This is a genomic window from Janibacter zhangyanbonis, from assembly GCF_050507325.1.
Taxonomy (GTDB): Bacteria; Actinomycetota; Actinomycetes; order Actinomycetales; family Dermatophilaceae; genus Janibacter.
The window spans coordinates 1,073,096-1,095,537 of sequence record NZ_CP191481.1; the positions used below are offsets into that span (position 1 = coordinate 1,073,096).

Genomic DNA, 22,442 nt, shown 5'->3' on the forward strand with positions numbered 1-22,442 from the left:
TTGGGGTATGGTGTAATTGGCAACACGGCTGATTCTGGTTCAGTTGTTCTAGGTTCGAGTCCTGGTACCCCAGCGCTGAGAGCGGTCCGCCGCTCGATTTCGGAAAGAGCCCCCTTCGGGGTTAAGGTTCTCTCCGTTGCCCAGCCGGTCCGCCGGCCCGGGAAGCACATATGGCCCCGTTGTGTAGTGGCCTAGCACGCCGCCCTCTCAAGGCGGTAGCGCGGGTTCGAATCCCGTCGGGGCTACATCGGACGAAGGCCCCCGCTCGTCAGAGCGGGGGCCTTCGTCGTGTCCGGCCTCTCCCAAACCCTGCAGGACCCTAGGGTCTTGCAGGGTTGTGAGCGTGGGCGAAGGGGATGTCGAGGATGGGTCAAGAAGCTGGTCGCGGCGCCACCTGGGTGGGGCGGGCCCTGCTCGTTGCCTCGGGCGTTGCGCTCGGGGCGGTCAACGTCGCGGCGAACTTCGGGCTGGTGCCGGGGTCGTTCTGGCTGGCGAAGCTCGTGGGTGTTGCGTGGGGTTGGCTGATCGCAGGCTTTGCCGCGTGCTGGGCCGGGCGCACGTGGCGTGAGGCGTTCGCGCGGTCCATGACCCTGCTCCTGCCCGCCGTGATCGTCTACGTCATCGCTGACGCGATGATGATCGCCCGCACCGTCGACGACACTGGCCCCACGCCTGCTGCGGTCATCATCGAGGGCATCTTCTGGAGCGTCGCGTCGGTGGGTGCCTCCGCGGGCTTGGCGACGATCCGCCGCCTGATCCGAGTCGACGGACCCATCGGGGTACTCGCTGCGGCAGCGTTGCCGACCTACATCGCCTACTCGGCGTGGAGTGTCCGACGCGACCTCGCGCGCATGGACGGCGACGATCAGGCGATGGTCGACGTGGCCACCTTCCTGCTGCCGGCTGCAGTGGTCGTCGCGATCGTGGCCGCAGCAGCTCGAGGGCTGGCGTCACGCGACAGGTGACGCCCGAAGGCCCAGGCTGAGCTGACCGCACGCCGAGCCTGGCGTCGTTGTCGTCGCCCGGTGGCCCTTCTCCGGTCAGCCAAGTGGCGTCAACGACGACAGGTGCGCATGACGACGACAGGCAGGGCGAAGGGGGAGCGCCCCCCTTCGCCCTGTGGTCCCGTCGCGACCTCTCGTCACTCGGTGTCGCGGTCGGCGGCCTCGGCCGCCCTGGCGTGCTTCTCCAGGACCTCGGTCAGCTTGTTGGCGCCGGCGATGACGGTCGCGGCGTGCAGGCGACCGGGCTGGCGGGAGAGGCGCTCGATCGGGCCCGAGATCGACACGGCCGCGATGACCCGGCCGGAGGGGGAGCGGACAGGTGCCGAGACCGAGGCAACGCCCGCCTCGCGCTCGCCGACGCTCTGCGCCCACCCGCGGCGGCGCACCGCCGAGAGCATCGTCGCGGTGAAGGCCGCCTCCTGCAGGCCACGGTGCAGCCGGTCGGGCTCCTCCCAGGCGAGCAGCACCTGGGCCGCGGAGCCGGCGTGCATCGACAGGGTCGCGCCGACGGGGATCGAGTCGCGCAGGCCGACGGGGCGCTCGGCGGCCGAGACGCAGACGCGGTGCTCGCCTTGCCGGCGGAAGAGCTGGGCCGACTCGTTGGTGTGGTCACGCAGGGCACCGAGCACCGGGCCGGCCGCGACGAGGAGCTTGTCCTCGCCGGCCGAGGCGGCGAGCTCGCCGAGGCGTGGGCCGAGGACGAAGCGCCCCTGCATGTCGCGTCCGACGAGCCGGTGGTGCTCGAGCGCGACCGCCAGTCGATGTGCCGTGGGGCGTGCCAGTCCCGTCGCCGCCACGAGCTGGGCGAGGGTCGAGGGACCCGCCTCGAGAGCGCCCAGCACGACGGCTGCCTTGTCCAGAACGCCAACTCCGCTACCGTTGTCCATGGAGTGATACTGACATCTCATGTCGTGAGACGCAAGGTCCGGGGGGCCGGTGACGTGCGAATCTCGATGTGGGACACGGCCCACAGGCCGTGACAACCACCGCCGGGATGGGAAGAGAGAGATGGCTGGAACGCTGGCCGAGAAGGTCTGGGACGCACATGTCGTCCGACGCAACGACGGGGAGCCCGACCTCCTCTACATCGACCTGCACCTCCTGCACGAGGTGACGAGCCCGCAGGCCTTCGAGGGTCTGCGCCTCGCCGGCCGACCGGTCCGCCGCCCCGACCTCACCCTCGCGACCGAGGACCACAACGTCCCGACGACGCCGGGCCCGATCACCGACCCGGTGAGCAAGATCCAGGTCGAGACGCTGCGGGACAACTGCGCGGAGTTCGGCGTGCAGATCTATCCCATGGGTGACGCCGAGCAGGGCATCGTCCACGTCGTCGGCCCCCAGCTGGGTCTGACCCAGCCGGGCACGACCGTCGTCTGCGGCGACAGCCACACGAGCACCCACGGTGCCTTCGGCGCGCTCGCCTTCGGCATCGGCACGAGCGAGGTCGAGCACGTGCTCGCCACGCAGACGCTCTCGCTCAACCCCTTCAAGACCATGGCGATCAACGTCACCGGCCAGCTGCAGCCGGGCGTGACGGCCAAGGACATCATCCTCGCCGTCATCGCCAAGATCGGCACCGGCGGTGGCCAGGGCTACGTGCTCGAGTACCGCGGCGAGGCCATCGAGGCGCTGTCGATGGAAGCACGCATGACCGTGTGCAACATGTCGATCGAGGCCGGCGCCCGCGCCGGCATGATCGCCCCCGACGAGACGACCTTCGAGTACCTCAAGGGTCGCGACCACGCCCCGACCGGCGCCGACTGGGACGCCGCCGTCGAGGCCTGGCGCGAGCTGCGCACCGACGACGACGCCGTCTTCGACGCCGAGGTCGACATCGACGCCTCGACGCTCACCCCCTTCGTCACGTGGGGCACCAACCCCGGCCAGGGCTCGCCCCTCGGCGAGGCCGTGCCCGACCCCGAGGCCATGGGCGACGACAACGAGCGCTTCGCTGCGGCGAAGGCGCTCGAGTACATGGGCCTGACCGCCGGCACCCCGCTGCGCGAGGTCGCCGTCGACACCGTCTTCGTCGGCTCGTGCACCAACGGCCGCATCGAAGACCTGCGCGCCGCGGCCGAGGTCATCAAGGGCCGCCACGTCGCCGAGTCCGTCCGCATGCTCGTCGTGCCCGGCTCCGCCCGCGTGCGGCTGCAGGCCGAAGGGGAGGGCCTGGACAAGGTCTTCACCGACGCCGGCGCCGAGTGGCGCCTGCCCGGCTGCTCGATGTGCCTCGGCATGAACCCCGACACCCTCGCCCCCGGCGAGCGCTCCGCCTCGACGAGCAACCGCAACTTCGAGGGGCGCCAGGGCAAGGGGGGCCGCACCCACCTCGTCAGCCCGCTCGTCGCCGCGGCCACCGCCGTGCGCGGCACGCTGTCGAGCCCGGCCGACCTCGACGCCCTGCCCGCCACCGACCTCGTCACCGAAGGAGCCTGAGCCATGGACGCATTCACCACGCACACCGGCACCGGGGTCCCGCTGCGCCGCAGCAACGTCGACACCGACCAGATCATCCCGGCGGTCTACCTCAAGCGCGTCTCGCGCACCGGCTTCGAGGACGGCCTCTTCGCGGCCTGGCGCAATGACGAGACCTTCGTGCTCAACCAGCCGGCCTACCGCGAGGGCTCCGTGCTCGTCGCCGGCCCGGACTTCGGCACCGGCTCCTCCCGCGAGCACGCCGTGTGGGCGCTCAAGGACTACGGCTTCCGCGTCGTCATCTCCTCGCGCTTCGCCGACATCTTCCGCGGTAACTCGAGCAAGCAGGGGCTGCTCGCCGCGCAGGTGAGCCAGGACGACGTCGAGCTGCTGTGGAAGTACCTCGAGAACACCCCGGGTGCCGAGATCACCGTCGACCTCACCGCACGGACCGTCACCGCCGGTGACATCGTCTGCGCCTTCCACGTCGACGACTACACGCGCTGGCGTCTGCTCGAAGGCCTCGACGACATCGGCCTGACCCTGCGCCACGAGCAGGACATCACCGACTTCGAGGCGACCCGGCCGAGCTGGAAGCCGACGACGACGCCTGCCTGACCGGCGTGTCGTCGCCACGATGACGAAGGGGGTGCCGCGGCACCCCCTTCGTCATGTCGTCTCCGTGCCATGACGGTCGTGACGGGCGCGCTCGTCCCAATCCCGTTGTGCCGCAGGACGCCCCGCTGCCGGACGAAGGGGGAGCCCCTCGCCCCGCGGAGCGGGCAGGGTGCGAATGCGCTTGTGCGGCAAGAAAAGGCGACGTCCAAATGACCCACCGGAGGTCGTGACCCCAATACCGTCGGAACAGGTCGGGTGTACGGCTCGGCCTTCCCAGCCGGGGGACGACCGGCGCCGCACCGCTACGGGAGTGACCGTGAACAAGGCAGAACTCGTCAAGGCTCTCGAGGAAAGGCTCGGCAGCCGCAAGGCCGCCCAGGAAGCACTCGAGGTCGTGCTCGACACGATCGTCCGTGAGGTCGCCAAGGGCGGCCGCGTCGCCATCACCGGCTTCGGCACCTTCGAGAAGGCGGCCCGCGCCGCGCGCACCGGCCGCAACCCGCGCACCGGTGAGGTCGTCAAGATCAAGAAGACCAGCGTCCCCCGCTTCAAGGCCGGCACGAGCTTCAAGGGCTATGTCGCCGACCCGCGCTCGCTGCCCAAGGCCGCACCCGCAGCTGCGCGTGCTGCCGCCGGCACGGTGACCGGTGCGGCCGTCGCCGCCGGTGGCACCGCCCTGTCGATCGCCGAGGGTGCGCTGCCCGGGCGTCGCACGAAGAAGTCCGCCGCGAGCTCGACCCCGGCCAAGAAGACGGCGACGAAGACCTCCGCCGCGAAGAAGTCGACGGCCAAGAAGGCGACTCCGGCGAAGAAGACGTCGGCGGCCAAGACGACGACGAAGAAGGCGACTCCGGCGAAGAAGACGTCGGCGGCCAAGACCACGACGAAGAAGGCCACGCCCGCCAAGAAGACGTCGGCGGCCAAGACCACGGCCAAGAAGGCCACGCCCGCCAAGAAGACCTCGGCGGCCAAGACCACGGCCAAGAAGGCCACGCCCGCGAAGAAGACGTCGGCGGCCAAGACGACCACGAAGAAGGCCACCCCGGCCAAGAAGACCTCGGCGGCCAAGACCACGGCCAAGAAGGCCACTCCGGCGAAGAAGACCGCGTCCTCGGCCGGCAGCGGCAGCTGACCCGAGGAGCACGACGAGGGCCGACGACCACGTGGTCGTCGGCCCTCGTCATGTCGGCGCTGCTCGCACCGTCTCGTCAGGCGATCGTCTCGCCGTTGCCGATGCCGACGATCCACAGACGGGTGACCACGCCGTCGGCGACGATGATGCTCACCCGCTGCCCGGGGCGCACGAAGCGCAGCGAGCTCTCGGCGAAGACCTCGGGCGTCGCCTCGAGGCGCACACCCTCGTCGGTGACGACGACGGTGCCGTCGTCCGGGCTGTGGGAGAAGACCGTGGCTTGCACAGGTCGAGCGTATCCGTGGCCTAGGGTGTGCAAGGCCGAGAGCAAGAAGAGGTGACATGGTCGTCCACCGCACGCACACGCCCGTGATGTACCGGGTGGCTGCCGGGCTGCTGCGCGGGGCGATGCGCCTCGTCGCCCGCTACGAGGTGAGCGGTCTGGAGCACGTGCCCGAGCAGGGCGGCTTCATCATCACGCCCAACCACGTCTCCCACGTCGACCCCTTCCCGTGGGCGCACGTGCTCTACAACCGCGGCTACAGCCCCGTCTACCTGGCCAAGAGCACGCTCTTCGACACCCCCGTCGTCGGGTGGGTCCTGCGCCACGCCAAGCAGGTGCGCGTCGACCGCGAGACGACGTCGGCCGGCACCGCACTCGTCCACGCCGTGCGGGCGCTCGATGCGGGGGAGTGCGTCGTCATCTACCCGGAGGGTTCGCTCACCCGCGACCCCGACCTGTGGCCCATGCGGGGCAAGACCGGCGCAGCGCGCCTGGCCCTGCAGTCCGGTGCGCCGGTCATCCCCGTCGCCCAGTGGGGGCCGCAGGACCTGCTGCCCCGCTACGCCAAGCGCCCTCGCCTGTCGCGCCACCGGGTGCGCATGCAGGTGCGCTTCGGTCCGCCCGTCGACCTCGACGACCTGCGGGCACAGCCGGCGAAGGGAGCGGCCGTCACCGCGGCCACCGACCGGATCATGCAGGCCATCACCACCGAGCTCGAGACCATGCGCGGTGAGCGTGCACCGGCCGAGCGCTTCGACCCAAAGGCCCATGGCATGCGTGTCACGGGCGACTACCGATCAGGAGAGCAGTCGTGAGCCACATCGCAGTCTTCGGAGCCGGCAGCTGGGGCACCGCCTTCGCCTCGATCCTCGCCGACGGCGGCAACGACGTGCGGGTCTGGGGCCGACGCCCCGAGCTCGTCGAGCAGCTCAACCGCGGGGTCAACGACGACTACCTGCCGGGCGTGCAGCTACCGGGCGGGATCAGCGCCTCCACCGACCCCGCCGAGGTCACCGAGGGCGCCGAGATCGTCATCCTGTCGGTGCCGTCGCAGTCGCTGCGCACCAACCTCACCGAGTGGGCGCCGCTGCTCGGCGACAAGATCGTCGTGTCCCTGATGAAGGGCATCGAGCTCGGCACGACGAAGCGGATGAGTGAGGTCATCCACGAGGTCGCCGGGGTCCCGGCCGACCGGATCGGCGTCGTGAGCGGGCCCAACCTCGCCCGCGAGATCGTCCAGCGGCAGCCCGCCGCCACGGTCGTCGCCTGCCCCGACGTCTCCGCCGCCGACCGGGTCGCTGCGGCCTGCTCGACGAGCTACTTCCGCCCCTACACGAGCCAGGACGTCGTCGGCGCCGAGCTCGGTGGCGCGGTGAAGAACGTCATCGCCCTCGCCGTCGGCATGGCCGCCGGCCTCGGCTTCGGCGACAACACCAAGGCCACGCTCATCACCCGCGGGCTCGCCGAGACGACCCGCCTGGCGATGGCACTGGGCGCCGACCCGCGGACGATGGCCGGCCTCGCCGGTGTCGGCGACCTCATCGCGACGTGCATGTCGCCGCTGTCGCGCAACCACTCCTTCGGCGTCAAGCTCGGCGAGGGCCTGTCGGTCGCCGAGGTCACCGAGCAGACGAAGCAGACCGCCGAGGGCGTGAAGTCCTGCGCCTCGATCCTCGACCTCGCCCGCGCCCACGGCGTCGACGTGCCGATCACCGAGATGGTCAACCGCGTCGTCCACGAGGGCTTCGCCCCCGCCGACATGGTCGACGTCCTGCTCGCCCGCGCCCGCAAGCACGAGACCGAGTAGCCCCCCGGTCCCTGAGGAGCTTGCGCAGCAAGCGTCTCGAAGGGCCCGCTCCGGACGAAGGGGGACGACCGCGCCCGCCGAAGTCCTTCGTCTCCCCGCACGTCGCGTCGTCGTGCCTGACTTCGGCTTGATGTGCGCGGTCATCCCCCTTCGTCCTGCGCCTGCGCTCCTCCCCGGTCCCTGAGGAGGCCGTCCGCGGCCGTCTCGAAGGGCCGGTCCCTCAGCTGGCCCGGTGGAGGTGATGGCGACCGGCTATCCGGTCGTTTTTACCTCTACCCGAGCGAAGGGCCGTGCTCAGATCCGGTCGAGGGCCTGCTGCAGGTCGGCCCAGAGGTCGTCGACGTCCTCGACACCGACGGACAGGCGGACGAGGTTGTCGGGGACGGCGTCGGGCTCGCCGGGCTGGCGGCGGCGGCGCTCGAGCTGCGACTCGACACCACCGAGGCTCGTCGAGGGCGACCAGATGCGGGTGCCGGCGGTCATGGCCTCGGCCTCGGCGGCGCCATCACCGTCGCCGGCGACCTCGACGGAGACGATCGCGCCCCAGCCGGGGTAGCGCACGCGGGAGATGCGCGGGTGGGTGGCCAGGCGTTCGGCGAGGTCGGCGGCGTTGGCGCACGCCCGCTCCAGACGAAGGGAGAGCGTGCGCAGCCCGCGCAGCGCGAGCCACGCCTCCATGGGTCCGGCGATCGCCCCACCGAGGGTGCGGTGGCGGGCGAGGCGGGCGTGCAGCTCCCGGCCCGCGTCGGTGCCGGGGGTGACGGTCAGGCCGAGGATGACGTCGGAGTGGCCGGAGAGGTACTTCGTAGCGGAGTGCACGACGACGTCGACGCCGTCCTCGAGCGGGCGCTGCAGCAGCGGGGTGGCGAAGGTGTTGTCGACGACGACGAGCGCCCCCGCCGCGTGCGCGGCGTCGGTGAGGGCGGCGATGTCGGCGACCTCGAGCAGCGGGTTGGACGGCGACTCGAGCCACAGCAGGTCGGCGCCGGCCAGGGCCGCGGTCGTCGCCGCGGTGTCGGTGACGTCGACCCACCGGACCTCGAGCCGACCGTCGCGAGCCGCCTCGGTGAGCGTGACGACGACGCCGTTGTAGGCGGCAGCCGGCGCGACGACGGTGCCGCCGGTCGGCACGAGCGAGAGCGCGGCCTGCACCGCGGCCATGCCGGACGAGAAGAGGAGCGCGTCACCCCCTTCGAGCTCGCCGACCGCCTCCTCGAAGGGAGTCCACGTCGGGTTGCCGGCCCGCGCGTAGTTGACCGGCCCGTCCTGGATGTAGGTCGAGGTGAAGGTCACGGGCGGGTTGAGCGCCGCACCCGGGGTGCGCTCGGGGCGCCCGAGGGCGACCACCTTGGTGCGGGGGGAGAGGGCCTGTGCGGCGTCGTCGTGCTCCATGAGGGCGAGGCTAGAGGTTAGTCTCTCCCCGATGAGCAGCCAGTCCAGCCGCAAGCCCCGCGTCGCCGTCGTCTTCGGCGGTCGCTCCTCCGAGCACGCCGTCTCCTGCGCCACGGCCGCGGGCGTGCTGCGCGCGATCGACCGTGACGCCTACGACGTCGTCCCCGTCGGGATCACGACCGACGGGTCGTGGGTGCTCGCCGCCGACGACCCCGATGCGCTGGCGCTCACGCCGGGGCAAACGCCCGAGGTCACCGAGACCGGCACCGAGGTCATCCTGCCGACCCGCGTCGGCGACGCCACCCTCACGGTGCACCGAGCGGGGCAGGCGCTCGAGGCCCTCGGCGAGGTCGACGTCGTCTTCCCGCTGCTCCACGGCCCCTACGGCGAGGACGGCACCCTGCAGGGCATGCTCGAGCTCGCCGACATCCGCTACGTCGGCTCGGGCGTCCTCGCCTCCGCGGCCGGCATGGACAAGCACTACATGAAGGTCGTCTTCGCCGGCGCCGGCCTGCCCGTTGGGCCCTACACGGTCATCACCGACGCCCAGTGGCGCCGGGACAAGGCCGCCGCGATGGACGCCGTCAACGCGCTGACCTTCCCCGTCTTCGTCAAGCCCTGCCGGGCCGGCTCGTCCATGGGCGTGTCCAAGGTCGACACCCCCGACGGGCTCGAGGCCGCCATCGAGGCCGCCCGCGAGCACGACCTCAAGGTCATCGTCGAGTCCGGCATCGTCGGCCGCGAGATCGAGTGCGCCGTCCTCCAGGGACGCGGTCTCGACGCCCCCCGCACATCGATGCCCGGCGAGATCGTCGTCGAGTCCGGCCACGGCCACGACTTCTACGACTTCGAGGCCAAGTACCTCGACGAGGCCTCGGTCGTGCTGTCCTGCCCGGCGGACCTGCCGCAGGCCGCGATCGACGAGGTGCGCCACCTGGCGGCCGCGGCCTTCGAGTCGCTGGCCTGCGAGGGCCTGGCCCGGGTCGACTGCTTCGTCACCGAGGGCGGTGCCGTGGTCATCAACGAGATCAACACGATGCCCGGCTTCACCCCGCACTCGATGTACCCGCGCATGTGGGACGCGAGCGGCATCGCCTACCCCGAGCTCGTCGACGAGCTCATCCAGCTCGCCCTCGAGCGCCCCGTCGGCCTGCGCTGACCCCGTCCAACCCTGCAGGACCCTAGGGTCTTGCAGAGTTGGGGCAGGGCGAAGGGGAGTGGGCCATGGGCTCAGGAGCACTCGCGCCCGTTGGTCGGCAGCTCCTCGACCGCCTGCGTGAAGGCCGGCAGCAGCAGCGGCCCCGGTCCGTGCGCCTCGGGCACGATGACCTCGATCGCCGGGTCGCGCCCATAGGTCGTCAGGCGCGTGCCGTCGCCGAGCTCCTCCGCGACCCAGCCGATGTCGTCGACGACGACGCACTGCTCCTCGGTCGGTCCCAGCGCGGGCATCCCGCAGCGCGCGACGACCGCCGGGTCACCCCAGGCGCGCACCCCGGGGTCGCTCGGGTCGGTCTCGCGGGGCTCCAGCTCGCTCAGGGTCGAGGGCCAGTGCTCGGCGGCCGCGACGCACGGTGGACTGTCCGCCGCATCGGGCACGGCCACCTCCACGGCACCACCGCAGCCCGCGAGCAGCAGCGGCAACGCGCAGCCGAGGGCGAGGGCGGCACGAGGTCGGCGGGTGAAGGGCACGGCGGGGAGGCTACCGTGCGGTGCTGACCCCCTTCGCCTCGATGGAGCGTGACCGATGCACCCGACCCGCCTGTCCGACCTGTCGGAGGGGGAGCTGCTGCGGCGCCTCTTCCCGGTCTACGACACGGCGAAGGGGGGACCCGCCGAGGTCGTCCTCGGCCCGGGCGACGACGCGGCCGTCCTCACCGCACCGTCCGGTGCCGTCGTGCTCACGACCGACACGATGGTGCGCGGGCGCGACTGGCTCGACACGTGGTCCTCGCCGCAGGAGGTCGGGCACAAGGCCGTGGTGCAGAACGTCGCGGACATCGCCGCGATGGGCGCCACGCCCACCGGTCTGCTCGTCGCCCTCGCCGCCGACCCCAGGACCGAGGTCGACTGGGCGGTGGGCCTGGCGGAGGGCATCGCCGCGGCCGCCCGCGAGGCGGGTGCCCCGGTCCTCGGCGGCGACCTGTCGTCGGCGGGGGAGGGCAGCGTCCTCGTCGCCATCACGGCCATCGGCGACCTGGGCGGCCGCGCCGCGGTGCGCCGCGACGGTGCTCGCCCCGGCGATGTCGTCGCCGTCTGCGGGACGCTCGGTCGCTCGGGCGGCGGCCTGCAGCTGCTCCTGTCCGGTCACGGCCGCACCCACGACGACGGCGACCCGGGCGCCGGCGCGGACGCCACGCGGCGGGCGGCCCACGAGCTGTGCCTGGCCCACCGCACCGCCGGACGCCCCCCGTGGGAGCAGGGGCCGGTCGCAGCCGACGCCGGGGCGACCTCGATGATCGACCTCTCCGACGGGCTCGTGCGTGACCTCGGCCGGGTCGCCCGGGCCAGCGGGCTGCGCGTCGAGCTGTCGGGCGAGGCGCTGGCCGAGCACGCCGCCGGCCCGCTCACCGAAGCCCTCGGCGCCGACGAGGCACTGCGCCAGGTGCTGTCCGGGGGAGAGGAGCACTCGCTCGTCGCGACCTTCGCCCCCGGCGACGTGCCTGCGGGCTGGCAGGTCCTCGGCGCCTGCGCCGCCGGCGAGCCGACGGTCCTCGTCGACGGCACCGCGCCCGCCGTCACCGGCTGGGACCACTTCCGGGCGTGAGACCCCCTTCGTCCGGGGGAGGGCACGAAAAAGCCGCCGTCCCCCCGAAGGGGAGCGGCGGCGATGTCGTCAGCCTCGGGTCAGCGCTGGACCTTGCCGGCCTTGAGGCACGAGGTGCAGACATTGAGACGCTTCGGGGTCACCCCGGCGTCGCCCACCTTGGCCCGAACGCGCTGGATGTTCGGGTTCCAGCGACGCTTGGTGCGGCGGTGCGAGTGCGAGATGGAGTGTCCGAAGGACGGTCCCTTGCCGCAGACGTCGCAGTTGGCAGCCACGGGTATCTCCTGTGTTCGTCAGTCAGTGAGTGTCGCGCCCGGGCTGTCCACCACGAAGGGGGGACCCGTCACCGGGCAACCGGTACAGAGTAGCCGAGGTGGGACCGCGGAGCCAAAACGGTGTCGGCAGGCGGCCCGAGGGCCACCACATCGTGCCGCACCGGCCCGCCCTGACGCACCTCTCCACTAACGTGACCGACGTGCTGGAGGTCCTCGACACCGACTCTGTCCGCCGGTGGGTCGTCATGACCCGCGCGGCCCTCGCTGCGCGCCGGGCCGAGATCGATGCGCTCAACGTCTACCCCGTGCCCGACGGTGACACGGGCACCAACATGTACCTCACCCTCGACGAGGCCCTCGCCGGCGCGATGCGCGAGCAGGAGGCCATGGGCGTGGTCGGCACGGCCCCGCTCTCCCTGGAGGCCGCGGTGCTCTCCCGCTCGGCGCTGCTGTCGGCGCGGGGCAACTCCGGGGTCATCCTCAGTCAGCTCGTGCGGGGGGTGAGCGAGGTCGTCTCCTCGGAGGAGCTCGACGAGGTCGACGTCGCCGCGGTCGGCCGGGCGGTGCGGCAGGGTGCGCGTCGGGCCCGCGAGAGCGTCGTGCGCCCGCAGGAGGGCACGATCCTGTCCGTGGCCGACGCCACCGCCGACGAGGTCGAGCGGGTCATCGCATCCGGAGGCCGGCTCGGCGACGTCACCCGTGCCGCCGTCGACGCGGCGCGCGCGGCCCTCGCCCGCACGCCCGAGCAGCTCCAGGTCCTCGCCGACGCCGGGGTGGTCGACGCCGGGGCGGCCGGCTACCTGCTCTTCGTCGAGGCCCTCGACCAGGTCGTCCACGAGCAGAGCGCACCCTCGCGCTACGCGGTCGACGACTTCACGCTCAACCCCTCGCTGGAGCGCCGGCCCGACTGGTCGACGCCCACCACCGCGACGGCGGGCTCCCACGGCGCCGCTCGCGCCGGGTACGACGGGCCGGCCTACGAGGTGATGTACCTCGTCCACGACATGCCCGAGGAGGGGGTCGCCGAGCTGCGCCGCCGCCTCGACGAGATCGGCGACAGCGTCGTCGTCTCGACCGCCTGGGACGTGACCAACGTGCACGTGCACACCGACGACATCGGCGCGGCGCTCGAGGCCGGCCTGGCCCACGCGACTCCCCAGCGGGTGGCGGTGACCCTCCTCGAGACCGTCGACCGAGCGCCCCGGCTGGGGGTCTCGATCGTCGCCTGCGCCGCCGGGCCGGGCATCGCGCGCGTCGTCGAGGAGGCCGGCGCGGTCGCCGTCGCCTCGGGCCCAGGCCACCGCGCCTCGGCCGGCGAGATCGTCGCCGCCGTGCGCACCGCGGGTACGCAGGAGGTCATCCTCCTGCCCAACGACCGCGACACCCGCATGGCGGCTGACGCGGCAGCCCACGCCGCCGAGCAGGAGGGACGGCGGGTGCACGTCATCGGCTCGACGACCGCGGTGCAGGGGCTGGCCGCCCTCGCGGTCCACGACCCGACGCTGCCGACGCACCACAACGTCCTCGCGATGACCCATGCCGCGGCGGCCACCCGTCACGGCGCGCTGACCATCGCGGTCAAGGCGGGTCTGACGAGCGGAGGCATGTGTGCCGTCGAGGACGTGCTCGGCGTCGTCGACGGCGACATCACGATCGTCGGGTCCGACCTCGACGAGGTGGCTCGCGAGGTGCTCGGGGGCATCGTCGGCCCGGGCACCGAGCTGGTCACCCTCGTCGTCGGTGCTGACGCGCCCGACGGGCTCGTCGACCGCCTCGTCGAGTGGATCGAGGAGCGCCGCGAGGGCATCGAGGTCCAGGTCGTCGAGGGCGGGCAGCCGCACTACCTGCTGCTCCTCGGGGCCGAGTAGTGGCGACCGAGGAGACCCGGCTCAAGGGCCTGCTCGGCGGGCAGGCGGCGAGCAAGCTCGCGAAGCACCGCGACATCGAGACCGTCGGTGACCTGCTCGCCTTCGCCCCGCGCCGCTACCGCACGGCCGACGTCGACCTCGGCAACCCCCGGGTCGGCGACTTCCTCGTCGCCGTCGCGCGGGTCGAGTCGGCGCGCACCCGCCCGATGGCCAAGCGCCGCGGCCGGATGCTCGAGGCGACGATCACCGACGGGCGCTCGCGGATGCGGGTGACCTTCTTCGACGCCCGCGGCCACGAGCACAAGCTCGTCGCCGGGCGCGAGCTGCTCTTCGCCGGGACGGTCTCGCAGTTCCGCGGGGAGACCCAGCTCGCCCACCCGGGCTACGCCACCCTCGAGGAAGCCGCCGCCCTCGGCGAGCTCGGCGATGCCGACCACACCGGCCTCATCCCGATCTACCGCCACGTGCCCGGCGTGCACCCGTGGACGATCACCCGCTGCGTGCGGCTCGTCCTCGGCCAGCTCGACGGCGTCGTCGACACCGTCCCGCAGTCCCTGCGCAGCCGCCGCGGGCTGCTCGACCGGGGCGGCGCCCTTCGTGCCCTGCACGCACCTCGCGACCACGCCGACGTCGATGCGGCCCGCCGCCACCTGCGCTACGAGGAGGCCCTCGTCCTGCAGTGCCTGCTCGGGCAGCGCCGCATCGAGGCCGCGGCCGTCGCGACGACGAGCCGCAGCCCGCGCGAGGGTGGGCTGCTCAGCGACTTCGACGCCCGCCTGCCCTTCGAGCTGACGGCCGGCCAGCAGGAGGTCAGCCGCGAGATCCTCGGCGAGATGGCCCGCCCGACGCCGATGCACCGGCTGCTCCAGGGAGAGGTCGGCTCCGGCAAGACGATCGTCGCGCTGCGGGCGATGCTCGCCGCCGTCGACTCCGGGGGGCAGGCGGCCCTGCTCGCCCCGACCGAGGTCCTCGCCGCCCAACACGTCGCGTCGATCCGCGGGATGCTCGGCGACCTCGCCGAGGCCGGCATGCTCGGCGGCGCCGAGCACGCCACCCGCGTCACCCTGCTCACCGGGTCGATGTCGGCCGCCCGACGCCGCGAGGCGCTGCTCGAGATCGCCTCGGGCGACGCCGGCATCGTCATCGGCACCCACGCCCTGCTCGAGGACAAGGTGACCTTCGCCGACCTCGCGCTCGTCGTCGTCGACGAGCAGCACCGCTTCGGGGTCGAGCAGCGTGACGCCCTCCGGGCCAAGGGCCGCACCCCGCCGCACCTGCTCGTCATGACCGCGACCCCGATCCCGCGCACGGTCGCGATGACCGTCTTCGGCGACATGGAGACCTCGACGCTGCGTGAGCTGCCCCGCGGCCGGCAGCCGATCACCACCCACGTCGTCCCGGTGCTCAAGCCCGGGTGGGTCGACCGCACCTGGCAGCGGGTCGCCGAGGAGGTCGCCGCGGGCCGGCAGGCCTATGTCGTCTGCCCGCGAATCGGCGGCGACGCCCCCGACGACCTCGACGGGGTCGACCTCGTCGCCCCCGACGAGCCGGTCGACGACGAGGCCGACGGCGAGCGCGTCGAGGAGCAGGAACGGCCCGAGCGGCCGCTCGCGGCGGTCGAGGAGGTCATCGCCACGCTGGCCGAGCACCCGGCCCTGTCCGGGCTGCGCCTGGAGATGCTCCACGGCCGGATGTCGCCCGACGACAAGGACGCGGTCATGGCCCGCTTCACCGCCGGCCAGATCGACGTGCTCGTCTCGACGACGGTCATCGAGGTCGGCGTCGACGTGCCCAATGCCTCGGCGATGGTCATCCTCGACGCCGACCGCTTCGGCGTCTCGCAGCTGCACCAGCTGCGCGGCCGCGTCGGCCGCGGTGGTCACCCCGGGGTGTGCCTGCTCCTCACCGCCACCGAGAGCGAGACGGCGGGGGAGCGGCTCACCTCGGTCGCCGGGAGCACCGACGGCTTCGAGCTGGCGCGCCTTGACCTCGAGCAGCGGCACGAGGGCGACGTCCTCGGCCGCGCGCAGCACGGCACGCGCAACCACCTGCGCCACCTGTCGGTCGTGCGCGACGAGGCGATCATCGAGGAGGCCCGCGAGGACGCGCAGGCCCTCCTCGCGGACGACCCCGAGCTCGCCGACCACCCGCACCTGCGCGCCCGCGTCGACGACTGGGCCGGCGCGGAGGAGGCCGCCTTCCTCGACAAGGGGTGACTCGACCCCCTTCGTCCCGAGCGCCGGTTGGTCGCCGCGACCGGGCATGGCGCATCATGGTGGCGTGACTCGGATCATCAGCGGAGAGGCGGGCGGCCGACGGCTGCGCACGCCCACGGGCGATGGCACCCGGCCCACGACCGACCGCGTGCGCGAGGCCCTGTTTTCCTCGCTCGAGGCGCGTGACGTCATCGACGGGGCGCACGTGATGGACCTCTACGCCGGCTCCGGGGCCCTCGGCCTCGAGGCCGCCAGCCGCGGCGCCGCGAGCGTGCTGCTCGTCGAGTCCGACCGCGGGGCGTCCGCGACGATCCGCGCCAACATCTCCGACCTCGGCGTCGCCGGTGCGCGGTTGCAGTCCTGCTCCGTCGAGCAGGCGCTCGACCGGCCGGCCTCGCTGATGTACGACCTCGTCCTCGCCGACCCGCCCTACGACGTCACCGAGGAGTCCCTCGGCGCGGTCCTCGAGATGCTGCTCGCGCACCAGTGGCTCGCGCAGGAGCCGGTCATCGTCATCGAGCGCTCGTCGCGCTCGCCGGAGCCGTCCTGGCCCGACGGGATCGTCGCCGAGGGGTCGAAGTCCTACGGTGAGACGACCCTGTGGTTCGCGACCCGGGTCGCCCCCGACTACCAGATCTGAGCGCCCCGCATCCCGCCGCGGGACCGTGCATCCGGTAGGAATGGGGCCATGAGCGACTACACGATCCCGCGCCCGGCCGCTGGGGACATCACCGACCTCATCGCCGACGACCACCGCCTCTTCGAGGAACTCATGCGCGACATGCGTGATGTCAGCGCCGACCGCGACGGGGCCCGCAGCGCATTCGCCGCGCTTCTCATCGCGCACAGCGAGGCCGAGGAGGAGGTCGTCTACCCCAAGCTCGTCCGACGCGATGTCATCGAGGGCGAGGAGGAGCACCACGGGGAGAAGGAGCACGCCGCGACCAACGAGGCGCTGCTCCACCTGCTGCAGGCCAAGGGCACCGACACCCAGAAGTTCGACGACGCCGTGGAAGCGGTGGCCGAGGTGCTCAACCACCACATCGGCGAGGAGGAGCAGACCATCCTCAACCCGGCGCGCGAGGACGCCTCCGAGGAGCTGCGCCAGCAGCTGGGTGCCGACTGGGCCGCCCGACGCAACGAGCTGCTCGAGGACGGCGCCGGGTCGCTCGAGCAGGTCGAGTCGCTGGTGAAGCAGGCCTACGAGGACGGGCTCCTGCCCAACGACGACCAGCCGTCATGACGCGCGCCGTCTGCCCGGGCTCCTACGACCCGGTGACCGTCGGCCACGTCGACGTCTTCCGCCGGGCCGCCACGCTCTTCGACGAGGTCGTCGTGGCGATCCTGCACAACCCCGCGAAGCAGGGAACCTTCACCGTCGACGAGCGGGTCGCCCTCATCGAGGCGCAGGTGGCCGACCTCGACAACGTGCGGGTGCAGGCCTTCGCCAACCGGCTCGTCGTCGACGTGTGCACCGAGCTCGACGCCCAGGTGCTGCTCAAGGGCCTTCGCGGGGAGACCGATTTTTCCTACGAGTGGCCGATGGCGCTGATGAACCGGCACCTCACGGGTGTCGAGACCCTCTTGATCCCTGGAGACCCGCGCCACGAGCACGTCTCCTCCTCGCTGGTCAAGGAGGTCGCGCGCTTCGGTGGCGACGTCACCGGTCTCGTCTCCGACGAGGTGCGCGACGCCCTCGTCGAGCGTCTGCCCCGGCCCTGAGGCCCACTCCCTTCGTCGGTTTGGGACGAAGGGGGGATCGCCGGTAGTCTGGTGCGTCGGTCTACGTCGTCGTGTCGTGGACCGTTCTGTCGGAGACTGGAGCCATGAACCGCAACGCCCCCGCCTCGCCCCTGGTGCTCGATGCCAAGGATGTGGGCCGCCGACCCGGGTCGATGCACGAAGTGTCTCTCCAGGCCGACGCACCCGCCGACTTCGGCACGGATGTGCTGTCCGTCCCGCAGGGCCAGCCCATGGACCTGCAGGCGCGGATGGAGTCCGTGCACGAGGGCGTGCTGGTGAGCGGGACGGTCTCTGCCACGGCGACGGGCGCCTGCGTGCGGTGCCTGGACGAGATCGACCTGCCGGTCGACAGCTCGTTCCAGGAGCTGTTCGTCTGGCCCGATCGGGCGAAGCACCACCGCGAGGTGGACGCGGAGGCCGACGAGGAGGAAGAGCACCGGATCGAGGACGACATGATCGATCTCGAGCCGGTGCTGCGGGACGCGGTTCTGCCGAACCTGCCGTTCCAACCGGTGTGCCGGGACGACTGTCCGGGTCTGTGCTCCGAGTGCGGAGCCAGGCTCGAGGACGACCCGGAGCACCACCACGAGCTGATCGACCCCCGGTGGGCGGCACTCGAGGCGCTTGCGCCTCTGGCCACCCCGTCGGGGGATGAGGACAACGAAGAGAAGAGGAACTGACGTGGCCGTCCCGAAGCGGAAGATGTCGCGCTCCAACACCCGTAGCCGTCGGGCGAACTGGAAGGCGACGCCCACCGCGCTGTCGACCTGCCCGCAGTGCAAGTCGCCCGCGCCGGCCCACCAGGCCTGCCCGAGCTGCGGTACCTACAAGGGTCGCTACTACGCGACCGCGGACCGCACCGAGCACCAGGCCTGAGCCACCTGTCGCAATGAGCGACAGGACCTCACCGGAGCAGCGGCCCGTCGAGGAGCTCTCCCGATACCTCACCGAGGTGACCGGGGAGCCCGTCGACGAGCCGCTGCTCACGCGTGCCCTCACCCACCGGTCGTACTCCTACGAGAACGGCGGACTGCCGCACAACGAGCGCCTGGAGTTCCTCGGGGACTCGGTGCTCGGGCTCGTCGTCACCGACCACCTGCACGACGCCCACCCCGACCTCACCGAGGGCGAGCTGGCGAAGCTGCGTGCCGCGGTGGTCAACATGCGTGCCCTCGCGGACGTCGGGCGCACGATCGGCCTGGGTGACTTCGTCATGCTCGGACGCGGCGAGGAGAGCACCGGCGGGCGGGACAAGAACTCGATCCTCGCCGACACCGTCGAGGCGGTCATCGGGGCCGTCTACCTCTCGACGGCCAAGCCGGGCGGTCTCGACGCCGCGAGCCGGCTCGTCCACTCGCTGCTCGACCCGCTGATGCGGCGCTCGGCGACCCTCGGTGCCGGGCTGGACTGGAAGACCTCGCTGCAGGAGGTCGCCGCGGCCCAGGACCTCGGCGCGGTGCACTACCGCACCAGCGACGAGGGCCCGGACCACGACAAGACCTTCACCGCGGCCGCCGTCATCGCCGACGAGATCCGTGGTCGCGGCGTCGGTCGGACGAAGAAGGACGCGGAGCAGAAGGCTGCGGCCGACGCCTACGCGGCCCTCACCGCCGGCGCCGAGTCGGTCGCTGACGCGCCGGTCACCGACCAGCCGGCCTGACGTGCCGGAGCTACCCGAGGTCGAGGTCGTCCGGCGCGGCCTGGCCGACCACGTCAGCGGTCGCACCCTCGATCACGTCGTCCTCACGGGTGAGCGGGTGGCCCGCCGCCACGTGCCGGGCCCCCGCGACCTCGAGGACCGCCTCGCCGGACGCGCGGTCACCGGCGCCCACCGCCGGGGCAAGTACCTGTGGCTCGCCCTGGCCGACACCCCTGACGCCGTGCCCGACGAGGGACTGATCGTCCACCTCGGCATGAGCGGGCAGATGCTCGTCACCGACCCGGCGGACCCGCTGGCCAAGCACACGCACGGCCGCCTCGTCTTCACCGACGCGGGACACGAGCTGCGCTTCGTCGACCAGCGCACCTTCGGGGGCTTCGCCCTGGCCGACCTCGTCGACGGCGTGCCGGGCAGCGTCTCCCACATCGCGCTCGACCCCTTCGACCCGGGCTATGACCGCGACGCCGTCGTGCGGGACATCAAACAGCGTCGCAGCGGCATCAAGCGGGTGCTGCTCAACCAGACCGTCGTGTCGGGCATCGGCAACATCTACGCCGACGAGGCGCTGTGGCGGGCCCGGATCCACGGAGAGCGACTGGCGTCGTCCCTGACCAAGCCGGCCATCGCCCGCCTGCTCGACCACGCCCGCGACGTCATGGCGCAGGCGCTCGACCAGGGCGGCACGAGCTTCGATGCGCTCTACGTCAACGTCAATGGCGCCTCGGGCTACTTCGACCGGTCGCTGTCGGCCTACGGGCAGGAGGGGCGCCCCTGCCCGCGCTGCGGCACGACGATGCGCCGTGAGCAGTTCATGAACCGCAGCTCGACGAGCTGCCCCCGCTGCCAGGTGCGCCCGCGCACGGCCCGGAACTGACCCCCCTTCGCCCCGGCTCAACTCCGCAAGACCCTAGGGTTTTGCGAAGTTCGACCCAGACAACCCTGCAAGACCCTAGGGTCCTGCAGGGTCAGGGGCGGGGGAGGTCCTTGAGCCAGACCTTGGTGCCGGTGTGCTTCTCGGAGAGGTCGGCGAAGGCCCGGCGGATCGTCGCGGCGTAGGTGTGGGCACCGCCGAGCGAGGGGTGGATGCCGTCGGACTGCAGGTCCTCGGCGGTCACGGCCTTGTCCCAGTCGGCGAGGGCGACGTTGGGGTGCTTGTCGGCGATGCGCTTGAGGGCGGCGTTGTCCTCGTCGATCCGCGAGAGCCGGTCGGCGTGGAGGTTGACGATGACGACCATCCGCTCGTCGCCGATCGCGGCCAGCGTCTCCTCGATGGTCTCCGGGTCGGTGCCGGCGTTGGTGCCGAAGGCGAGGACGACGGCGCGGCGCAGCGAGGGGCCCGCCGACTCGACGGCGGCCAGGCCGGCCGACCACTGCCGGTTGGAGCGGGCGTCGATCTGGATGCCGGGGAAGTAGTACTCGAGTGCCGGGACCGAGCCGACGACCATCGAGTCTCCGAAGACGTCGATCTCGTCGCCGGTCGGCATGGTGAAGCTCTTGGTCCCGGCGAAGGTCGGGGCGGGCTCGGTCTTGCGCGGCGCGGCCGCCTTGGCCTGGTTGGCCTCGATCGTCTGCTGGGTGGACGTGCGGTCGGGGGCGGTGACGAGCACGAGCGTGAGGACGAGGGCCGCGACGACACCGGTGCCGAGCACCACCCGGCGGGTGCGCACCGAGCGCAGGTGGGCGAAGGCCCCGACGATGCGTCGGCCCGTCTCGCGGAAGCCCAGTCGCCGCACCGGCGTCTCGACGAAGCGGAAGGACAGGTCGGCCAGGGCCAGCGTGACGACGACGGCCCACACGCGGGTCCAGACGAAGGGGGCGGTGCCGGCGCTCGTCGGGATGTCCTGGGCGATGATCAGGATGACCGGCCAGTGCCACAGGTAGATGCCGTAGGACCGCTGGCCGATCCACGTCAGCGGGGGCAGCTCGAGGGTGCTGCGCAGCCGGCCGGGGCGGTCGACGGCGCCGAGCAGGAGCACGGCGGTGGCCAGCGAGATCAGCGGGATGCCGAGGCGGAAGGTCCACACGTGCTCCTCGCCCGCGAGGACGAGCAGGGCCGCGACCGTGACCGCCGCGGCGCCGACGAACCACGGCCGGCGCTCGCGCCAGACCCGGGTGGTCGTGAAGGCGCGTCCGGGGCCGGTCCACAGCAGGGCCAGGCCGGCGCCGAGCATGAGCCCGACGAGGTGGGTGTCGGTGCCGTAGTAGGCGCGCGTCGGGTTGTCGGGGTCGTAGGTGATCGCCATGAGCAGCGCCGAGGCGAGACCGATCGTGCCGACGATGCAGGCCATGGCGCCCTCGGCCAGACCGGTGCGCCGGTGCAGCGCCATGAGCCCGAGGACCGCGAGCGGCCAGAAGAGGTAGAACTGCTCCTCGACCGCGAGTGACCAGAAGTTCATGAAGAGCTGCGGCGAGGTCGCGGCGAAGTAGTTGGACCCGCCCGCGATCTCGAGCCAGTTCGTCGAGAAGGTCAGCGCGCCGAGCGCCTGCCGGCGCACGCCGACGAGCAGGTCGGCCTCGACGGTGCGGGCGATGAGGATCGCGGCGGGCACGACCACGAGCAGGGCCGGCAGCAGCCGGCGGGCCCGGCGGGTCCAGAAGCCGCGCAGGTCGACCCGGCCGCGCTCCCGGCGCTCGCGCACGAGCAGCGTCGTGATGAGGAAGCCGGAGATGACGAAGAAGATGTCGACGCCGAGGAAGCCGCCGGGCAGCCACTGCGGGTCGAGGTGGAAGACGACGACGGCGACGATCGCGAGGGCGCGCAGGCCGTCGAGACCGGCCAGGTGGCCACGCAGAGGTCGCCCCTCGGCCGTCGTCGTGACGGCGGGGGCGAGCTCGTCAGGCGCGGACGTGGCGGCGACGGTGGCAGGAGGCTGACCCACGGTCCCGACGCTAGGCACTCGCGGGCCCGGGGTGGTGGAGGCGCACCGAGGGGCGGGTAGTTTCGCCGCCATGAGCAGCACGCAGCGCGCCACGTGGTTCGTCCGCGGCCGGGTCCAGGGGGTCGGATTCCGTTGGTGGACGAGGTCCCGGGCCCTCGAGCTGGGCCTCGTCGGCCACGCCCGCAACACCGCCGACGGCCGCGTCGAGGTCGTGGCGGAGGGCCCCCCTTCGTCCCTCGACGGTCTGGACCGGCTGCTGCGGGAGGACCCGTCGACCACGCGTCGGCCCGGGCAGGTCACCTCCGTCGTGCGTCAGGAGGCGACGGCGAAGGGAGGGATCGCCGGCTTCGTCGAGAAGTGAGACGGCCGCTCGGGCGCCCGTG

The 22,442-nt window shown here is 72.4% G+C and carries 24 protein-coding genes and 2 tRNA genes; 20 read left to right on the forward strand and 6 right to left on the reverse strand.

Features of this window, described 5'->3' with window-relative positions; genetic code table 11:
- Position 1 precedes the first annotated feature (1 nt).
- The 3 genes from ACQBJO_RS05295 to ACQBJO_RS05305 all read left to right on the forward strand — a co-directional run bounded on the left by ACQBJO_RS05295 (position 2) and on the right by ACQBJO_RS05305 (position 965).
- Positions 2 to 73: transfer RNA gene (locus ACQBJO_RS05295), tRNA-Gln, on the forward strand.
- A 99-nt stretch (positions 74 to 172) separates the two neighbouring features.
- Positions 173 to 245 (forward strand) — tRNA-Glu (locus ACQBJO_RS05300).
- Between the two features lie 153 nt (positions 246 to 398).
- The gene (locus ACQBJO_RS05305; protein ID WP_430407154.1) at positions 399 to 965 is read left to right on the forward strand and encodes a hypothetical protein; all 567 of its coding nucleotides are present in this window, start codon (positions 399 to 401) and stop codon (positions 963 to 965) included.
- Positions 966 to 1,141: 176 nt separating this feature from the next.
- On the opposite strand, the gene ACQBJO_RS05310 is transcribed toward ACQBJO_RS05305, so the two are convergent.
- Positions 1,142 to 1,891 carry an IclR family transcriptional regulator gene (locus ACQBJO_RS05310; RefSeq protein ID WP_255185718.1) on the reverse strand — a complete coding sequence of 250 codons (750 nt, stop codon included), beginning with the start codon at positions 1,889 to 1,891 and terminating at the stop codon, positions 1,142 to 1,144.
- 121 nt (positions 1,892 to 2,012) lie between these two features.
- On the opposite strand from ACQBJO_RS05310, the gene leuC reads away from it, so the two are divergent.
- The 3 genes from leuC (at position 2,013) to ACQBJO_RS05325 (ending at position 5,172) form a co-directional block, all read left to right on the forward strand.
- Positions 2,013 to 3,443, forward strand: a complete 1,431-nt coding sequence (leuC, locus tag ACQBJO_RS05315; RefSeq protein WP_255185719.1) for a 3-isopropylmalate dehydratase large subunit — start codon at positions 2,013 to 2,015, stop codon at positions 3,441 to 3,443.
- Positions 3,444 to 3,446: 3 nt separating this feature from the next.
- Positions 3,447 to 4,040, forward strand: coding sequence for a 3-isopropylmalate dehydratase small subunit (gene leuD, locus ACQBJO_RS05320; protein ID WP_255185720.1), 594 nt, complete (start codon positions 3,447 to 3,449; stop codon positions 4,038 to 4,040).
- 316 nt (positions 4,041 to 4,356) lie between these two features.
- Positions 4,357 to 5,172 carry an HU family DNA-binding protein gene (locus tag ACQBJO_RS05325; RefSeq protein WP_421006896.1) on the forward strand — a complete coding sequence of 272 codons (816 nt, stop codon included), beginning with the start codon at positions 4,357 to 4,359 and terminating at the stop codon, positions 5,170 to 5,172.
- Positions 5,173 to 5,248: 76 nt separating this feature from the next.
- Here the strand turns inward: ACQBJO_RS05325 and ACQBJO_RS05330 are convergent, their stop codons facing one another.
- A complete protein-coding gene (locus tag ACQBJO_RS05330) occupies positions 5,249 to 5,458 on the reverse strand; it encodes a hypothetical protein (RefSeq protein ID WP_421006895.1) in 210 nt (69 codons plus the stop codon).
- A 56-nt stretch (positions 5,459 to 5,514) separates the two neighbouring features.
- On the opposite strand from ACQBJO_RS05330, the gene ACQBJO_RS05335 reads away from it, so the two are divergent.
- Together ACQBJO_RS05335 and ACQBJO_RS05340 are read left to right on the forward strand one after the other, a co-directional pair.
- Positions 5,515 to 6,270 (forward strand): lysophospholipid acyltransferase family protein, encoded by a 756-nt coding sequence (locus ACQBJO_RS05335; protein ID WP_255185723.1) that lies wholly within the window; start codon positions 5,515 to 5,517, stop codon positions 6,268 to 6,270.
- Entirely contained in the window at positions 6,267 to 7,262 is a 996-nt protein-coding gene (locus ACQBJO_RS05340) for an NAD(P)H-dependent glycerol-3-phosphate dehydrogenase (RefSeq protein WP_421006894.1), read from the forward strand. The genes ACQBJO_RS05335 and ACQBJO_RS05340 overlap by 4 nt, the downstream gene beginning before the upstream one ends.
- A gap of 294 nt (positions 7,263 to 7,556) precedes the next feature.
- On the opposite strand, the gene ACQBJO_RS05345 is transcribed toward ACQBJO_RS05340, so the two are convergent.
- Complete coding sequence (locus tag ACQBJO_RS05345; RefSeq protein ID WP_421006893.1) at positions 7,557 to 8,654, reverse strand: trans-sulfuration enzyme family protein; 1,098 nt, start codon at positions 8,652 to 8,654, stop codon at positions 7,557 to 7,559.
- 31 nt (positions 8,655 to 8,685) lie between these two features.
- On the opposite strand from ACQBJO_RS05345, the gene ACQBJO_RS05350 reads away from it, so the two are divergent.
- Positions 8,686 to 9,813 (forward strand): D-alanine--D-alanine ligase family protein, encoded by a 1,128-nt coding sequence (locus tag ACQBJO_RS05350; RefSeq protein ID WP_421006892.1) that lies wholly within the window; start codon positions 8,686 to 8,688, stop codon positions 9,811 to 9,813.
- Positions 9,814 to 9,884: 71 nt separating this feature from the next.
- Here the strand turns inward: ACQBJO_RS05350 and ACQBJO_RS05355 are convergent, their stop codons facing one another.
- Positions 9,885 to 10,343, reverse strand: coding sequence for a DUF3515 family protein (locus ACQBJO_RS05355; RefSeq protein ID WP_255185727.1), 459 nt, complete (start codon positions 10,341 to 10,343; stop codon positions 9,885 to 9,887).
- Positions 10,344 to 10,398: 55 nt separating this feature from the next.
- On the opposite strand from ACQBJO_RS05355, the gene thiL reads away from it, so the two are divergent.
- Complete coding sequence (gene thiL / locus ACQBJO_RS05360) at positions 10,399 to 11,418, forward strand: thiamine-phosphate kinase (protein WP_421006891.1); 1,020 nt, start codon at positions 10,399 to 10,401, stop codon at positions 11,416 to 11,418.
- An 80-nt stretch (positions 11,419 to 11,498) separates the two neighbouring features.
- On the opposite strand, the gene rpmB is transcribed toward thiL, so the two are convergent.
- Entirely contained in the window at positions 11,499 to 11,693 is a 195-nt protein-coding gene (gene rpmB, locus ACQBJO_RS05365) for a 50S ribosomal protein L28 (RefSeq protein WP_255185729.1), read from the reverse strand.
- 191 nt (positions 11,694 to 11,884) lie between these two features.
- Here rpmB and ACQBJO_RS05370 point away from each other — a divergent pair, with 191 nt between their 5' ends.
- From ACQBJO_RS05370 to mutM, 9 genes are all read left to right on the forward strand, one after another.
- Complete coding sequence (locus tag ACQBJO_RS05370) at positions 11,885 to 13,561, forward strand: DAK2 domain-containing protein (RefSeq protein ID WP_421006890.1); 1,677 nt, start codon at positions 11,885 to 11,887, stop codon at positions 13,559 to 13,561.
- On the forward strand, positions 13,561 to 15,777 hold the full coding sequence (locus tag ACQBJO_RS05375) for an ATP-dependent DNA helicase RecG (protein ID WP_421006889.1): 2,217 nt from the start codon (positions 13,561 to 13,563) through the stop codon (positions 15,775 to 15,777). The genes ACQBJO_RS05370 and ACQBJO_RS05375 overlap by 1 nt, the downstream gene beginning before the upstream one ends.
- Before the next feature lie 64 nt (positions 15,778 to 15,841).
- Positions 15,842 to 16,417: a 16S rRNA (guanine(966)-N(2))-methyltransferase RsmD gene (gene rsmD, locus ACQBJO_RS05380; RefSeq protein ID WP_421006888.1), complete on the forward strand. Its 576-nt coding sequence runs from the start codon at positions 15,842 to 15,844 to the stop codon at positions 16,415 to 16,417.
- A gap of 48 nt (positions 16,418 to 16,465) precedes the next feature.
- On the forward strand, positions 16,466 to 17,020 hold the full coding sequence (locus ACQBJO_RS05385; protein WP_255185733.1) for a hemerythrin domain-containing protein: 555 nt from the start codon (positions 16,466 to 16,468) through the stop codon (positions 17,018 to 17,020).
- Complete coding sequence (coaD, locus tag ACQBJO_RS05390) at positions 17,017 to 17,499, forward strand: pantetheine-phosphate adenylyltransferase (RefSeq protein WP_255185734.1); 483 nt, start codon at positions 17,017 to 17,019, stop codon at positions 17,497 to 17,499. Before ACQBJO_RS05385 ends, coaD begins: the two co-directional genes overlap by 4 nt.
- A gap of 104 nt (positions 17,500 to 17,603) precedes the next feature.
- The gene (locus ACQBJO_RS05395; RefSeq protein WP_072624107.1) at positions 17,604 to 18,200 is read left to right on the forward strand and encodes a YceD family protein; all 597 of its coding nucleotides are present in this window, start codon (positions 17,604 to 17,606) and stop codon (positions 18,198 to 18,200) included.
- 1 nt (position 18,201) lies between these two features.
- Positions 18,202 to 18,396, forward strand: a complete 195-nt coding sequence (gene rpmF, locus ACQBJO_RS05400; RefSeq protein ID WP_007927847.1) for a 50S ribosomal protein L32 — start codon at positions 18,202 to 18,204, stop codon at positions 18,394 to 18,396.
- A gap of 13 nt (positions 18,397 to 18,409) precedes the next feature.
- Positions 18,410 to 19,180 (forward strand): ribonuclease III, encoded by a 771-nt coding sequence (gene rnc / locus ACQBJO_RS05405; protein ID WP_421006887.1) that lies wholly within the window; start codon positions 18,410 to 18,412, stop codon positions 19,178 to 19,180.
- 1 nt (position 19,181) lies between these two features.
- Positions 19,182 to 20,054, forward strand: a complete 873-nt coding sequence (gene mutM / locus ACQBJO_RS05410) for a bifunctional DNA-formamidopyrimidine glycosylase/DNA-(apurinic or apyrimidinic site) lyase (RefSeq protein ID WP_421006886.1) — start codon at positions 19,182 to 19,184, stop codon at positions 20,052 to 20,054.
- 91 nt (positions 20,055 to 20,145) lie between these two features.
- Here the strand turns inward: mutM and ACQBJO_RS05415 are convergent, their stop codons facing one another.
- Complete coding sequence (locus tag ACQBJO_RS05415; protein ID WP_255185737.1) at positions 20,146 to 22,059, reverse strand: acyltransferase family protein; 1,914 nt, start codon at positions 22,057 to 22,059, stop codon at positions 20,146 to 20,148.
- Between the two features lie 70 nt (positions 22,060 to 22,129).
- On the opposite strand from ACQBJO_RS05415, the gene ACQBJO_RS05420 reads away from it, so the two are divergent.
- Positions 22,130 to 22,420 carry an acylphosphatase gene (locus ACQBJO_RS05420; RefSeq protein ID WP_255185738.1) on the forward strand — a complete coding sequence of 97 codons (291 nt, stop codon included), beginning with the start codon at positions 22,130 to 22,132 and terminating at the stop codon, positions 22,418 to 22,420.
- The last annotated feature ends 22 nt before the right edge of the window (positions 22,421 to 22,442 follow it).